Origin of the sequence: Arboricoccus pini (assembly GCF_900187945.1) — a bacterium.
In the GTDB taxonomy this organism is placed as follows: Bacteria; Pseudomonadota; Alphaproteobacteria; order Geminicoccales; family Geminicoccaceae; genus Arboricoccus; species Arboricoccus pini.
This window is the reverse complement of record NZ_FYEH01000002.1, coordinates 402,779-417,375: the sequence shown is the minus strand read 5'-3', so window position 1 is coordinate 417,375 and position 14,597 is coordinate 402,779. Positions and strand designations below refer to the sequence as shown.

The window sequence follows — 14,597 nt, the reverse complement described above, 5'->3', positions numbered from 1 at the left end:
GACGCGGGGTGGAGCAGCCCGGTAGCTCGTCAGGCTCATAACCTGAAGGTCACAGGTTCAAATCCTGTCCCCGCAACCAAATCCACATAAAACAATCACCGTCTCGATTTAACGCTGGGAAGCTTCTGGTTTAGCGACCTGATGGCGGGTAAGCCTCATCTTCCCCCAATGCGCCAGCGCATCGAAGATCGGCCTAAGGCTTTCGCCTTCTTCGGTCACACGGTACTCCACCCGTGGTGGTACTTCCGCATAGACCTCTCGACTGACCAGACTGGCTTCTTCGAGTTCACGTAAGCGCGGCTTTGCCAATCCTCTGCTCGAACACCTTGGCGCCGAGGACGAGATGTGACGTCTCGTATCGTTCGACCGGCATTGATGGACGGCAGCCGCGTTGCTCTGGCGGCCTGCCCTGCCTTCCAAAGGCGAGCAACATTATTACGTTTTGCCAAGTGCCAGTTGGCCTAGACTGGCCCGCACTCACAAGTAGAAGTGAGGGGCTACGCCATCGAATTGTCGTACCCAAGAGCGCATACTCGGTGTTTTGCGCACACGGCAGATGCTGCGCTGTGTGCGTGCGTTGGAGCGCACCTGCGGGATCCCCGCTCTTCTAATGCGATCGTCGCCGTGCGTTCTTCATCCAGGCGTCAATCGGCATTGCGTTCTGCGCGTCGTAAGTCTGGGGCCACTGCATCCAAGCGCCATGGACTTATTATGCCCCGCCTTATCTACAGTGGATCGTTGCGACCACGAATGTTGTACCTGCCGGCCTCTATGGAGTTCAACCGGTCCATCCCCCTTTGGGCGGACGGAGAAATTCGTACCTTGGCCTTTCGGAAGCGGGATCTGGTAAGGAAGCGATCGATAGGTGCTAGGCGGTATAGGCGCCCGAGGCGATGATGACGTTTTTGGCCAGCGTTTCGTCGTGTAAAATAATCTGCTCACCTTCGCGGCCCAGGAGGTCTATGACGAGGGGCGCGCGACAATTGGCTGTCAGGACCCACTGATCGGCCTGGATCTGGACTTTCGTCATCAAGAAGAGCAACTGCGCTGATTCGTTCGAAAGGCCATGGCAATGGGCGGTGATCATGGCGTGCCCGCGGGGGCTGCCGGCCAGCAGCAAGCGAAAGACCGGGCCGTTCGGGTCGCAGGAGGCGAGTTGGCAAAGCGCTTGCCCACCTTTGGCGTGTCGCAAGTTGAAACGCCTGGCGTCGGCGAATCCGGGGAGGCCTGCTGGAAACTCGATGACGTCCTGATCCTCGATCACCTTGGCCAGGAGTTGGCCCAAATCGGCAAACTGCGTGGACATGACGTCGGCGGCCATAGTTTCCTGATAAACCGCTCTTATCATCGCATATAATCCGTCAGGCTCAAGGAGTTGATCTTGCTCATCGCCGAATAGGCGGCCTGAAGGGCTACCGAGTCCGCGGAAACTTTCGCCATGGCGACGGAGATGTCTGTGTCTTCCAGATCGCTGCTGAGATTGCTGAAATAGAGCTTGTTCATCTGCAGCGTGTCGTTGATGGTCTCTAGGCTGCCGGCGGTGACCCCGGAGCCAGCGCGAAGATCGGCGATATTCGACACGGCCGCCTCGCTCTGAGCCGAGGCATCGGCCAATTCTATGTCGGAGCCAGATGCGTTGGCGGCCTTGGCGGCGGAGAGTGCCGCAATGAGCGCGGCGAAGGCCGGGTTATCGGCCGTAATCCCGTAGGTTATTGTCGTCTGGTCGTCGGCCTTGACCGAGGCCAGCTTGCCGTCGCCCTGGTAATAGGAAGTGTCGCCGGCACCATTTGAGGCCGGGTTGCCAAATGCCACAGGTGCTGCATCGGTGCGGCTTCCCGCAAAGACGTAGCCGCCGTCATACTGGGTATTCAGCGCAGCCTGGACCGACTGCAGCATCAGGTCGACCGACTTATCGAAGGTCGCGGCGTTGTCGACGCCGGCACTGCGTCGGCCGGCAATCAGCGTTTGGAGTTGTGATGCGACATCGCCGATCGTCTGCATGGCGCTGTCCATCGTCTCCAGGCGCGACTGGACGATCGTGTTTTCCTCAACGTAACTGCTGGTGCGCGTGTTCTGGATGCGCAGTGCGAGAATTGTCGAAGCCGAAGTACCGTAGCCCGCAAGATTGCTCGATTTCTTGCCGCTACTGATTGTCGCCTGCGTGTCATTGACCTGCGTTCGCAAGGCGAGGAGGCTGGTCGTCATTTTCTGGCTCTGCGCCAGATCCCCTAATCTAACCGACATCGGATTCACTCCTCCTAGCTAGCGGCGCTGAACAATTTGTCGAACAGATCGCTGCTGACCTGAATGAGTCTCGCAGCTGCCGTATAAGCCTGTTGATAGGTGATCAACCTGGATAATTCCTCGTCGATGCTGACGCCGCTGACCGTCGATTGCTGCGCTGCCAGCGCGTCGCTCAGGTCTTGCTTGGTATCCACAGCCGACTGAGCGTCCGACGTTTTCGTGGCGAGATTGGCAGCGATATTGCCAGCATATGTCATGAAGCTCGTCGTCGCCGCCGGCACAGTCCCCGTCGCGGCGAAAGAGCGTGCCGTCGTGAAAGCGGCCGCCAATGCCTGGATCCCGCTCGCATCTCCGGCACCGCCGGTGGACCATGTCTCCGGCAGGCCGCCGACACTGGTCGTCGCGTTGCCGAGCAAGGCCGGATCGGCCGCGATATCGTCGCGGATCTTAAACCTCGTCGGCTGACTGGCCGAACTGGTGAAGAGATCGTTCAGGCCCAGATATTGGGCTAATCCCTGGGTGCTGCTCGACCCATCCGCCGCCGTCGTCGTGATCTGGCTGTCTCCCTCGACATAAGCCAGGCCATTGGCGCTTGAGGCGGTCGAGAGCGAAAGCGCGCCGTCGGCGCCAATCGCGGCGGTGGCGGCACCACCCAATTGGCTGTTCACGTCGGCGACGAGATCGGTCATCGAGGCGTAGCTGGATAGGATGAGTGTGGCGGAAGCAACGAGGCCGTCCGAGGCATCCAGGACCGCAAGCTTGAAGGTGCCGGACTTGCTTGCTGCGGCAAAGGATGACGTGTCCTGGCGGGAGCCGGTCAGGCTTGCAGGCAGCGGCACGCTGGTGGAGGCGTTATGAGCCGCGTTGAGTGATTGAACGATACTGGTTGAGAGCGTCGAAAGCTCGTCATTGAGCTTTGGCAGGAGCGAATCGCGTACCTCCAACAAGCCGGCCAGTGAGCCTGAGTCTATTGAAGAGTCGATCGAATCGCTGGCGCTTGCGGCGTTGGCCCGCAGGCCGCTCGAGACAAGCTCCACGCCCCGTGTGGAAGCCAGTGGCTCTCCGGTGATCGAATCGATCTGGCCTTGCGCGTAGACCGCGATCGCGCCGAACGTTGTCTCCGTTGTGACCGTCGAAGCTGGCGTGTAGGCGACGACCCTCGCTTTGTCATCCAGGAGGGTCGTGCCGTTCGACGTGTTGACATGGACCTGTCCGTCCGCCTGCTCGCTGATCGAAATGTCGAGCTTCGAGGACAGACTGTCCAGGAGCGAATCACGCGTGTCCAGCAGTTCCGCCGCGGGCACGCCACGGCCCAGTTGAAGGTTGATCCCCTGCAATTGTGTCAACTGGTCGTTGATCTCGGCGACCTGGTCGCCAATCTGCTTGTCGGCGTCGCCGCGTAGGGTCTGGATCAGATCCGCCGTAGAGCCGATGGCGCTCGCCACGGCATTGCCGGTGGCGACGAGGCTGGCCCTGGCCGCACTGTTGGTGGGCGAATTGGCAAGCGCGTCGACCGCTGTCTGGAAGCTCGAGAGCAGATCGGTCAGATTATTGCTGGAGCTCCCGAGTGCTGAGAGCTGGAGGCGAGCGTAGGTGTCGTTGACGACCGTGCTTTTGGCAAGATCGGCCGTGGTCGTCCGCTGTTCGCGCTGGAGGAGCGCATCGATGCTGCGCTTGAGTTCGCCGGCGGTCACGCCCATGCCGATGCCGCCGGTCACGGCTGCATACTGAGTCGTCGTTTTTTTAGTGTAGCCGGTCGTCGAGACGTTGGCGATATTGTTCGAGACGGTCGTCAATGACCGCTGGGCCATCGCCAAGCCGGAGACGGCATTGTTCAAGGTGGCATTGAGCGACATGACCCTTGCCTTTCTTTGGCCTCAGTATCGGTGGTCGACGATGACAGGCGTTCGGTTGGAGCCCACGCCCAGCCCCAGATCGGGCTCGCGGGTCGCATCGACGACGCAGGCGATCAAGCGGTCGACGGCGCGCTTGGCAGCCCCCAGCCGGCGCTGGTTGAGGGCGCAAGCTTCCTGGACCGCCTGAAGCTTCCGGCCCAGTTCGGCGCGTCTGTCGCCCTCGATCTCAGCGGCACCAGGCGCGCGTCGCATCTGCCAGAGTTCCTGCTCGAGGCGGTCAAGCAAGGCCATCTTGTCGGTTTGCAGGGCTCGACACGGGGCAAGATCCATCCGCCCGACATGTTCATTCTCGGCCTCGATCAGAGCCAGAAGGGCATCCAATGCGTCGTTCAAGCCTCTGACATTGAAGATCATCATGCAAAATCTTTCTTTTGGATCCGATCGAGCTCGCGGGTGATCGCCTTGGCAACGCCGATGCCCCCTTGGTCCGAGATCAGCTTGCCGTATTGATCGAGCATCAGGTCGCCATAAGGGCCGGCTTCCTTGCCCGTGATGCTTTCCGAGGGCATGGCTTTGAGGAGCTGGCCGATGAACATCGATTCGAAGTCGTGGGCGATCTTGTCGATCTGCCCCTTGCTCAGATCGGTCTTGGAGGGATTGGCGCCAGCAATCGTCTTGATGTCCATCACATGATCTCCAAATCCGCCTGCAACGCGCCCGCCGCTTTGATCGACTGGATGATGGCGATCATGTCGCGGGGGCCGACACCAAGGGCGTTCATGCCGTCGACGAGGTCCTTGAGCGTGACGCCGGTATCGAGGACGACCATCTTGCGGTTGCTCTGATCATCGACCTGGATGGTCGTCCTTGGCACCACGACTGTCTGGCCCTCGCCCAGCGGATTGGGCTGGGAGACTTGAGGCGTTTCCGAGACGCGGACCGTCAGGTTGCCCTGGGCAACCGCCACGCGGCTGATCTTCACATTTTCGCCGACGACGATGATGCCCTCGTTCTCGTCGATAACGATTTTGGCCGGCACATCCGGCGTGACCGGCAGCTGCTCGATTTCGGTCAGAAGGGCAGCTGTCCGCTGGCGATATTGCGGAGGGATGGCAATCTCGACGGTGCCAGGGTCCGTGGCCCTGGCCGGGTCGCCACCCAGACGATCATTGATGATGTCCGCCATGCGTTGTGCCGTGGTCAGGTCCGGATTGCGCAGCGCGACGCGGACGCTCTCCAGACTATCGAAATTGAAGTCGACTTCGCGCTCGACGATGGCGCCGGAGGGCAGGCGGGCCGCCGTCGGCACGCCGCGGGTAATCGACGCGGCCTGGCCGCTGGCTTCGAAGCCGCCGACGGCCAGAGCGCCCTGCGCCACCGCATAGACCTCGCCATCCGCACCCAGAAGCGGCGTGACCAGCAATGATCCGCCCCGCAGCGACTTCGCGTCGCCGAGAGCGCTGACATTCGCATCGACCCGCACACCCTGGCGTGCGAAAGGGGGCAGGGTTGCCGTGACCATGACGGCCGCGACGTTCTTGGTCTTGAGCGACGTGTTGCCTCGGGTGCTGACGCCCAGCCGCTCAAGCATCGCCACGAGGCTTTCCTGAGTGAAGACCGCGTTGCGCAGCGTGTCGCCCGTGCCGTTCAAGCCGACCACGAGGCCGTAGCCGATCAGCATATTCTCACGAACGCCCTCGAAATCGGCAATGTCCTTGATCCTGGATGCGGCAAGCGGCGCATGCGTAGCGAACGACATGAGGCAGACAAGGATCGTGGCGCGAAGAGCCCATCCACATATGCCCCTAAAGTTTGACCGAAGTCTCAACCTACCGCTCCAGCTGCCAGAGGCGTCCAAGTTCCACCACACCCAGGGGATCACCCCGAATGCGGCCTTGGCAGAAAATGACAGCTAATCGTAAGCAAAGGGTTAAGGGTCAGTTGCGAGGTCCTGCCCGTGGCGCGCAGGCGGCGGATCGTGCTAGCAGGGCCGCACGTTATTGAAGTAGTTCGACGCGCATGGAGGTGTGGTGGCCGGGAAATCCGTTCTCGTCGTCGATGTCGGCGGCACCACGATCAAGCTGGCCTTGCCTGCCTCGGGCAAGGCCGCACGTTTCAAGTCGGGTCACGGCTTCACGCCCAAGGACCTGATCGAGGGCATCCGGCAAGCGACGGACGGCTGGAGCTATGACTGCCTGAGCATCGGTATGCCGGGACCGATACGCGATAATCGGCTGCAACTGGAGCCGTTCAATCTGGGGCGTGGTTGGCTGGGATTCGATTTTGATGCCCACTTCCAGCAGCCCGTGAAGCTGATCAATGACGCCGCCATGCAGGCGCTGGGATCCTATGAGGGCAGCAAGATGCTCTTTTTGGGCCTCGGCACGGGACTGGGTGCAGCCCTCGTCGTTAGCCCTGTCGTCCTGTCATTGGAATTCGCTCACCTGCCCTACCAAGACGGCCTCTCTTTCGAGGATTGTGTCGCGATCCGCGGGCGCGACCGCTTCGGAATCGAGCGCTGGACGGAACTGGTCTGGGATGTCGTGGCCAGACTCAAGGCTGCCGCGGTTGCGGACTATGTGGTTTTGGGCGGCGGTCTCAGCGCGACCTTGACCGAGCTGGCTCCTGGCGTTCGGCGCGGCGGCAACGAGCATGCCATCGAAGGCGGCGTTCGTCTTTGGACGGACGATTTCCTCATTGCCTGAATGGCGAGCAGGGCCTGAACGGCGGCGATCAGGCAGCCTTGGTCTGGCCGGTAGCGCGCACTGCCGTCGCCGCCGGCGTTCCTTCGAGCACGTAGCGCCGGCCGCAATAGCCGCAGACCGCCTGGCCTTTGGACGAGAGCGTGAGAAATTCAGCTGGATGGCCAAGCGGCCCATTGCCGCCGTCGCAGCGAACGTTCATATGCGACGTCACGACGACCTCCTTGCCGTCCTCAAGAAAGAATTCGTCGTTCATCATGGCCTCTCCCACATCATCGTCCGCATCGTTCGATCCGGCGCTCGGCCTTGCCGATCCCATGGCGGCCAGCCCGTCAAGCGATCACTTGCCAGCACAGGCGATCGAACTCAAGGGGCTTGAGAAGGTCTATGCGGCCACCAACCGTACCGCTGCAAAGCATGCCCTGAAGGGCATCGACCTCGTGGTCCCCCAAGGCTCCTTCTTCGGCCTTCTCGGCCCGAATGGTGCGGGCAAGTCGACCTTGATCAATATCCTGGCCGGTCTGGTCAACAAGAGCCGGGGCATGGTCGAGATCGCCGGCATCGACATCGATCGCCATCCGCGCCGCGCGCGTCTGGCGATCGGCGTGGTGCCACAGGAACTCAATTTCGACCCTTTCTTCACGCCCCGCGAGATCATCGATTTTCAGGCCGGACTTTATGGCGTGCCGGCTCGCGAGCGACGGACCGAGGAATTGCTGGACGCGGTCGGTCTCCTGGAAAAGGCCGATGCGCATGCGCGATCGCTCTCAGGCGGGATGCGTCGTCGGCTGTTGATCGCCAAGGCGCTTGCGCACCGGCCGCCTGTCGTCGTTCTCGACGAGCCTACCGCCGGGGTCGATGTCGAGCTGCGCCGCTCGCTCTGGCGCTACATGCGCAAGCTGAATGAAAGCGGCGTTACGGTTATCCTTACGACGCATTATCTCGAAGAAGCGCAGGAGCTCTGCGATCGCATCGCCATCATCGATCAGGGCCAGGTCGTTGCCTGCGATACGACGGAGCATCTTTTGCGTCGGTTGGATGAGAAGCATCTGCGTGTCACGCCTCTCGTGCCGCCTGCTACCATGCCGCCCGAGCTCCTGGCCGCCGGCTGGAGTCTGGATGACCAAGGTCGGCTCAATGTCCACTACAAAGCGGCTCAGGCCCAGGCGGGCCAACTCCTGCAAACACTGGCCGATGCCGGTGTCGTGATCGCCGACCTCACCACGAGCGAGCCGGATTTGGAGACCTTGTTCGTCCGCCTGACCCACCGCGACTAGGACCTGCTCCCATACCTCATCGAGGCGCATTCACGCTATTTGCTTCCGCTTCGCTCTGCGGCTATAGAGAGCCGGCGCGCACGTAGCTCAGCTGGATAGAGCGCCAGCCTCCGGAGCTGGAGGTCACAGGTTCGAATCCTGTCGTGCGCACCATTCAATAAAACACGGCAGTATGTCAGGCGGCTGCTCGAATCGGCCTTGGCGCTGCGTTCACGTGAGAATGAACCCGTTCGACGGTTCTTCGTATGTCGGGGGAACGATGGCCGATCGGACGTTCCATCGGTAATTGCTGCCTGGTCCCTGCATCACAAGTTTTTTCGCCGATCAAGATGGGCAGGCGAGCCTGCCTGCGATCGTCGACGTAGCACGCCAGATTTGGTGATGATCATGGGACACTTTCGGATAGCGTTTCGTTCGCCTGTGTTCAGGCCACGACATCGAACGAATCGTTCATCAACCATTATCTCGGGACGATGACACGAGTATCCTCGTGACCCTGGTGATCGCTGCTGCACAGGAGCCTGCTGGAATCGGACGCCCCTATCGGCCTCCAGGTCGATGCGATCTGCCGGCCGGCGGGGAGGGAGGTGGCGAGATTACCCTGGAAGAGCGCTTGCGCGTCCCGCGCCCGCTCAGCCGCGGTTCGGATCCATCGTCGCCGCGATCGGCTGCCAGCGATGAGCTACGTTCTCGAATTGAGGAATGTGGCCCAGCCCGCGAACGAGATCGGCATCGCTCCCCAGGACAGCACGCCAGGCATGGGCCTCGGTCAGGATCACGCCGGCACCGACGACGATGGCGCCGGCCTCGCGTGCCAGTTCGATCGACCCCTTGAGGCTCGAGCCCGTCGCCACGACGTCATCGACGACGACCGTGCGCCGGCCGGCCAGAAGCGGGATCGCCCGGCGGTCGAGCAAGAGCCGTTGCTCGCCGTGCGAGGTGATCGAGGTGATGGTCTTTGTCAGCGCATCGTCCAGGTGGATCTTACGCGATTTCTGCAAGATCACGTAACGATCGATCTCCAGATGCCGGCTCACCTCTATGGCGACCGGGATCCCCAAGGTCGCCGTGCCGACGACGATCTCCGGGCGCAAGGGAGCTAGGCGGCGTGCCAGCTCGCGGCCGATATGCTCCCCGAAGCCCACGCCATGGTCGATCACCATCAAGAGCGATATCGCGAAATTCGGCTGGATCGGAATGATCGGCAGCTCGACCTCCAGACCGGCGACGTCGACGCCCCAACTCTGCGCCTCGCCCATGCATATCTCCATGTTGCAGTTCTTGTTCTGCAGTCGCCCAGGCATGGCGCGCTCCTGGCCGAGCCGCAAGCAGGGCCCTTTTTCCGCCAGGGCCATATTGCGCCCAATTTGGCCGTCCCCTGGCCGGACGGCCCTCTCCAGCACAGATCATCCATCCTGCAAAGGCGCATTCCCTTTGTCGATCCGCTGCGCTTCATGGCAGCTAAAAGGGCAGGGTGGTGGCGCATGACGCCGGTTTGAGACGCCCGTAGATCAGGGAGACGCGAAATGGGCTCGTTGCGCGACGATATGAAGCTGGAGCTGGTCGAACAGGTCTGCCTCCTGGTCACCGAGCGCTTTCCGCCTGCTCAGGCGGAGGCCGTGCAAGCCTTCGTGCGCGCTTATTTCCACGACACGCCGCCCGGCGACCTCCTCATCCGTGATTCCGGTGATCTCTACGGTGCCGCTCTGGCGCATTTGCGGTTTGCCGAGCGGCGCGAGCCCGGGCACGTGGCGCTGCGTCTTTATAATCCCCAGCTCGACCAGCATGGCTGGGACAGCCGTCATACGATCCTCGAGATCGTCAATGATGACATGCCCTTCCTCGTCGATAGCGTGCAGGCGGAGCTGGCGCGCGCCGGGATCGGCATCCATCTGACCATCCATCCCGTCCTGCCGGTCGAACGCGATGTCGACGGCAGGCTGGTGCGCTTAGGCGATGTCGCCCGGGCGCGCGAGAGCTTCATCCACATGGAGCTCGATCGGCTGAGCGATAACGGCAAGGCTGCAGCGGTTGAAGAGGGCCTCCGGCATGTGCTGGACGATGTCCGGGTCGCCGTGCGGGACTGGCAGGCGATGACGACGCGCATGTGCGAGGCGGCCGATGAGGTGGCTTCGGCGCCGGGCGATCCGTCGGCCGATCTGGCCGACTTCCTGCGCTGGCTGGCGGATGGTCGCTTCACCTTCCTTGGCTATGCCACCTGCACGCTGGCGGAGGGCGAGGACGGGCCGGCATTGCACTACGTGGCCGACAGCGGGCTCGGCATCCTCCGGCAGCGCGCCGATGGCAGCGCCTCGGCCAGCTTTGGCTCCCTGCCGCTCGCAGCCCGCCGCCTCGCGGCCGATGGCGCTCGGCCGCTGGTCGTCGCGAAGGCCAGCTCACGCAGCACGGTGCATCGCAACAGTTATCTTGATGTGATCAGCATCAAGACCCTGGACGCAACGGGGCGGATCGCCGGCGAGCATCGCTTTCTCGGCCTCTTTACCTCCGCCGCCTACAGCCTCGGCCCAAGGTCGATACCGCTCCTGCGCACCAAACTCGATCAGGTGACGCAGGAACTGGGAGCCGACCCGCATAGTCATGCAGGCAAGGCGCTGGCCCACATCCTTGAGACCTACCCGCGCGATGAACTCTTCCAGATGGAGGTGGCGGAGATCGTTCGCATCGCCAAGGGAATCCTCGAACTGCAGGAGCGCCAGCGGGTCCGGCTCTTTATCAGGCGGGATCCGCAGGGCAGCTTCGCGAGCTGCCTCGTCTATGTCCCCCGCGAGCGCTACAATACCGCGCTGCGCGAGCGCATCCAGTCCGCGCTGCAGGATGCCTTCAAGGCGGTGGAATCCGAGTTCCAGGTGCAGATTTCCGAATCGGTGCTGGCAAGGCTCTTCTTCCTCCTGCGCCTGTCGGACCGGACGCAGCCCGAGGTCGATCCGGAGGCGCTCGAGCGTCAGGTGGCGATTGCCGCTCATGCCTGGATCGACCGGCTGAAGGAGGCCCTGGTCGACGCGATAGGCGAGGCCGAGGGCAATCGTCTTGTCGAGATCTTCGGGCGGACCATGCCGCTGGCCTATCAGGAGGCCGTGCCGGCCAGGGCCGCGGTCCTCGATCTTAAGCGGATGGCGGCACTGAGCGGGGCGCCAGAGGGCGCCTTGTCGCTCACCCTCTATCGGCGCCTGGAGGAACCCGCACCCCTGGCGCATTTTCGCATCATCCGCCGTGATCGGCCGATGGAACTCTCCGAAGCTCTCCCGATCCTTGAAAGCCTGGGGCTGCGGATCTTGAGCGAGCAGCCCTTCACGCTCCGGACGACGGGCGGGCAAGTCTTCGCGATCCATGATTTCGGCATCCGTCGGATCGACGGCAGCGAGATCGACATCGAGGCCGCCCGCGCCGATTTCCAGGCGGCTTTCGAGGCGATCTGGTCGGGCGGGAGCGAACTTGACGGCTTCAACCGCCTCGTTCTCGCCGCCGGACTGCCGATCCGCGATGTGTCGATCCTGCGGGCCTATTGCCGATATTACCTGCAGGTCGGCACACCTTTCAGCCAGGCCTATATCGAGCGCGTGCTGACGATTCACGCGGGGATTGCCGGCCGGATCGTGGCGCTTTTCCATCTGCGTTTCGAGCCGGGCCTTGCCGAACGGGACAGGGCCGTGGGAAGGGCCAGGGAAGCGCTGGACGTCAGCCTCGATGCCGTCCAAAGCCTCGACGAGGATCGCATCCTGCGTGCCTTTCTTTCGCTCGTTCTGGCGACCACGCGCACGAATGCCTGGCAGCGTACGACCGAGGGCACCTTCAAGTCTTACCTTGCCTTCAAGTTCGATCCGGCTTTGGTGCCGGGCTTGCCGCTGCCGCGCCCGGCCTTCGAGATTTGGGTTTACGCTCCGGAATTCGAAGCCGTTCACCTGCGGGGCGGCAAGGTTGCGCGTGGCGGTCTGCGCTGGTCAGACCGGCCCGAAGACTTCCGCACCGAGGTCCTGGGGTTGATGAAGGCGCAGATGGTTAAAAACGCCGTCATCGTGCCGGTGGGGGCCAAGGGCGGCTTCTTCGTCAAGCGGCCACCCGAGGGCGGCGAGCGGGGAGCCGTCCAGGCGGAGGCGATACGCTGCTATCGGCTCTTCCTCTCGGGCATGCTCGATATCACCGATAATCGTGACGGCGATCAGATCATCCCGCCTGCCGACACTGTGCGCTACGACGAGGATGATCCCTATCTGGTGGTCGCCGCTGACAAGGGCACAGCCACCTTCTCGGACTATGCCAACGAAGTAAGCCGTTCCTATAATTTTTGGCTGGACGATGCCTTCGCCTCGGGCGGCTCGGCTGGCTACGACCACAAGGTCATGGCCATCACCGCGCGCGGCGCCTGGGAATCGGTCAAGCGGCATTTTCGCGAGATCGGGCGCGATTGCCAGACGGAGCCTTTCACCTGCATCGGCATCGGCGACATGTCGGGCGATGTCTTCGGCAACGGCATGTTGATGTCGCGAACGATCAGGCTCCTGGCGGCCTTCGATCACCGCGACATCTTCCTCGACCCGGACCCCGACGCCGAGCGCGCCTTCGAAGAGCGGCGGCGGCTCTTCGACCTGCCGCGCTCGTCCTGGCAAGATTACGATCCGGCGCTGATCTCGGCGGGCGGCGGCATCTATCCCCGGACGCGCAAATCAATCGAACTCAGCGAGGCGGCGGCACGCGCGCTCGGCTGCGAGGCCGGCATCTTTACCCCCAATGAGCTTATTTCCGCGATCTTGAAGGCGCCGGTCGATCTGCTCTGGAATGGCGGTATCGGCACCTATGTGAAAGCCAGGGCCGAGACCAACGCCGACGCCCATGACAAGGCCAATGACGCGTTGCGCGTGAATGGTGAGGAACTCCGGGCACGGATCGTCGGCGAGGGCGGCAATCTCGGCCTGACGCAGCAGGCACGCGTCGCCTACGCCATGGCCGGGGGTCGCCTGAATACCGACTTCATCGACAATTCGGCAGGGGTCGACTGCTCCGATCACGAGGTCAACATCAAGATCCTCCTGGGCGAGGCGCTCCGGGCGGGCGACCTGACGATGAAGCAGCGCGACCAATTGCTGGAGTCCATGACGGACGAGGTGGCCTCCCTGGTCCTTCGCGACAACATCCTGCAGAGCCTGGCGCTCAGCATGGGCACCCGGCAGGGCGTGGCGAGCCTCGACAGCGAGATCAGCTTGATGCGCAAGCTCGAAGAGGAGGGTCGACTTGACCGGGCCATCGAGATGCTGCCATCGGATGACGAGTTGGCCGAGCGCCGACGGCATGGGGCGGCACTGACGAGGCCCGAGAAATGCGTGCTTCTCTCGCTGGCCAAGATGTCGATCTATGACCGCTTGCTGGCGGGTGGCCTGCCCGACCATGCCTATTTCGCCAATGATTTAGTCCGCTATTTTCCCGCACCGCTGCGCCAGCAATTCATCGGGCTGATCGAGACGCATCGCCTGAGGCGCGAGATCGCGGCTACCTGGATCGCCAACAGCATCGTCAATCGTGGCCTGCACACCTTCGTGACAGAGATCGAGGACGATACGGGTGCCGGCATTGCCGATATCGCGGCGGCATTCGTCATTGCGCGGGATGCGCTCGATCTGCCGGACATCTTCGCCGCGATCGAGCAGACTTCGCGGAACGTGGCGCCCGATGTCCAGCTTGATCTCTTCCTTGAAGTCCGGGAGGTGGCGGTCCAAGCCACTCGCTGGATGATCGCTCATGCCGAGCGGCCCTTGAACATAAGGACTGCGGTCGAGAAGTTCCGTCCGGCGCTCGGGCATGTTTTGGACAATCTGGAGCTATTGCTGCCATCCGCGCTCAAGGAGCTTCTGGCTGAAGGGGAACGGCAGCGCGTCGAGGCCGGCCTGGAGCCGGCTTTGGCAACCCGGTTGAGCCGGCTTGCCTTCGGTCCGGCCGCCATGGACGTGACCCTGGTGGCCCAGCGCTCGGATGCATCCATGGATGACGTAGCGCGCCTGCACTTTGCAACCGCCGCTATCTTGGACCTCGGCTGGGTGGTGCAGGCGCTGCGTCGACTGCCGGTGCGGTCGCATTGGGACCGGCTCTCGGCCTCGGCGCTCGAGGATCAGCTGGCGGCCTCGCTCAGGCACATGGGCGCAGCGCTGATTGCCGCCGATCTGGCACCCGAGACGCCGGCCGAGGCGGTCAAGGCAGTCAAGCAATACCTGGCTGGTGAAGGTGATCGCCTTGAGACTTTCATGACAGTCCTGGACGAAATACGTGGCAACTCGGTACCAGACCTCGCAATGTTGACAGTTTTGGCGCGTAACCTGGACAAGATGGCCTTGTCGGTCCGGTGAAGTGAGCAACATTTGTGCGGCGCACGCGCGCGTGCCGCAATGGGTTGCTCTTTGCCGCCTGTGCGCGTAGGCGATCGGTCTGAATGTGGATGGTCGGTCTATTGGTATGATCGGCCAGATCGGCGACAATGGCCGAAATGGCGACGATGGCATCGAAACGGCATT

Annotated in this window: 12 protein-coding genes and 2 tRNA genes; 5 read left to right on the top strand and 9 right to left on the bottom strand. The window is 62.6% G+C overall.

The window, feature by feature from the left end; genetic code table 11:
* Positions 1-2: 2 nt before the first annotated feature.
* Positions 3-79: transfer RNA gene (locus tag CFB17_RS04690), tRNA-Met, on the top strand.
* 29 nt (positions 80-108) lie between these two features.
* On the opposite strand, the gene CFB17_RS19765 is transcribed toward CFB17_RS04690, so the two are convergent.
* From CFB17_RS19765 to CFB17_RS04655, 7 genes are all read right to left on the bottom strand, one after another.
* A complete protein-coding gene (locus CFB17_RS19765; protein WP_088560213.1) occupies positions 109-420 on the bottom strand; it encodes a winged helix-turn-helix transcriptional regulator in 312 nt (103 codons plus the stop codon).
* A gap of 448 nt (positions 421-868) precedes the next feature.
* On the bottom strand, positions 869-1,348 hold the full coding sequence (gene fliW, locus CFB17_RS04680) for a flagellar assembly protein FliW (RefSeq protein WP_088560212.1): 480 nt from the start codon (positions 1,346-1,348) through the stop codon (positions 869-871).
* Complete coding sequence (locus CFB17_RS04675; protein ID WP_088560211.1) at positions 1,345-2,244, bottom strand: flagellin N-terminal helical domain-containing protein; 900 nt, start codon at positions 2,242-2,244, stop codon at positions 1,345-1,347. Before CFB17_RS04675 ends, fliW begins: the two co-directional genes overlap by 4 nt.
* Before the next feature lie 14 nt (positions 2,245-2,258).
* Positions 2,259-4,100: a flagellar hook-associated protein FlgK gene (gene flgK / locus CFB17_RS04670; RefSeq protein ID WP_088560210.1), complete on the bottom strand. Its 1,842-nt coding sequence runs from the start codon at positions 4,098-4,100 to the stop codon at positions 2,259-2,261.
* Positions 4,101-4,121: 21 nt separating this feature from the next.
* The gene (locus tag CFB17_RS04665) at positions 4,122-4,517 is read right to left on the bottom strand and encodes a hypothetical protein (RefSeq protein ID WP_088560209.1); all 396 of its coding nucleotides are present in this window, start codon (positions 4,515-4,517) and stop codon (positions 4,122-4,124) included.
* A complete protein-coding gene (locus CFB17_RS04660; RefSeq protein ID WP_088560208.1) occupies positions 4,514-4,786 on the bottom strand; it encodes a hypothetical protein in 273 nt (90 codons plus the stop codon). The genes CFB17_RS04665 and CFB17_RS04660 overlap by 4 nt, the downstream gene beginning before the upstream one ends.
* Positions 4,786-5,859, bottom strand: a complete 1,074-nt coding sequence (locus CFB17_RS04655) for a flagellar basal body P-ring protein FlgI (RefSeq protein ID WP_088560207.1) — start codon at positions 5,857-5,859, stop codon at positions 4,786-4,788. The genes CFB17_RS04660 and CFB17_RS04655 overlap by 1 nt, the downstream gene beginning before the upstream one ends.
* A 271-nt stretch (positions 5,860-6,130) precedes the next feature.
* On the opposite strand from CFB17_RS04655, the gene CFB17_RS04650 reads away from it, so the two are divergent.
* Positions 6,131-6,805, top strand: a complete 675-nt coding sequence (locus tag CFB17_RS04650; RefSeq protein WP_207761932.1) for an ROK family protein — start codon at positions 6,131-6,133, stop codon at positions 6,803-6,805.
* A 28-nt stretch (positions 6,806-6,833) separates the two neighbouring features.
* Here CFB17_RS04650 and CFB17_RS04645 read toward each other — a convergent pair whose 3' ends face one another.
* On the bottom strand, positions 6,834-7,058 hold the full coding sequence (locus CFB17_RS04645; RefSeq protein WP_243389724.1) for a zinc-finger domain-containing protein: 225 nt from the start codon (positions 7,056-7,058) through the stop codon (positions 6,834-6,836).
* Positions 7,059-7,119: 61 nt separating this feature from the next.
* Between CFB17_RS04645 and CFB17_RS04640 the strand changes: the two genes are divergently transcribed.
* Together CFB17_RS04640 and CFB17_RS04635 are read left to right on the top strand one after the other, a co-directional pair.
* Positions 7,120-8,079, top strand: a complete 960-nt coding sequence (locus CFB17_RS04640) for an ABC transporter ATP-binding protein (protein WP_088560265.1) — start codon at positions 7,120-7,122, stop codon at positions 8,077-8,079.
* A 76-nt stretch (positions 8,080-8,155) separates the two neighbouring features.
* A tRNA-Arg gene (locus tag CFB17_RS04635) sits at positions 8,156-8,232 on the top strand.
* A gap of 479 nt (positions 8,233-8,711) precedes the next feature.
* On the opposite strand, the gene CFB17_RS04630 is transcribed toward CFB17_RS04635, so the two are convergent.
* Positions 8,712-9,383 carry a phosphoribosyltransferase family protein gene (locus CFB17_RS04630; protein WP_207761931.1) on the bottom strand — a complete coding sequence of 224 codons (672 nt, stop codon included), beginning with the start codon at positions 9,381-9,383 and terminating at the stop codon, positions 8,712-8,714.
* A gap of 222 nt (positions 9,384-9,605) precedes the next feature.
* Here CFB17_RS04630 and CFB17_RS04625 point away from each other — a divergent pair, with 222 nt between their 5' ends.
* Positions 9,606-14,432 carry an NAD-glutamate dehydrogenase gene (locus CFB17_RS04625; RefSeq protein WP_088560205.1) on the top strand — a complete coding sequence of 1,609 codons (4,827 nt, stop codon included), beginning with the start codon at positions 9,606-9,608 and terminating at the stop codon, positions 14,430-14,432.
* Positions 14,433-14,597: the final 165 nt, after the last annotated feature.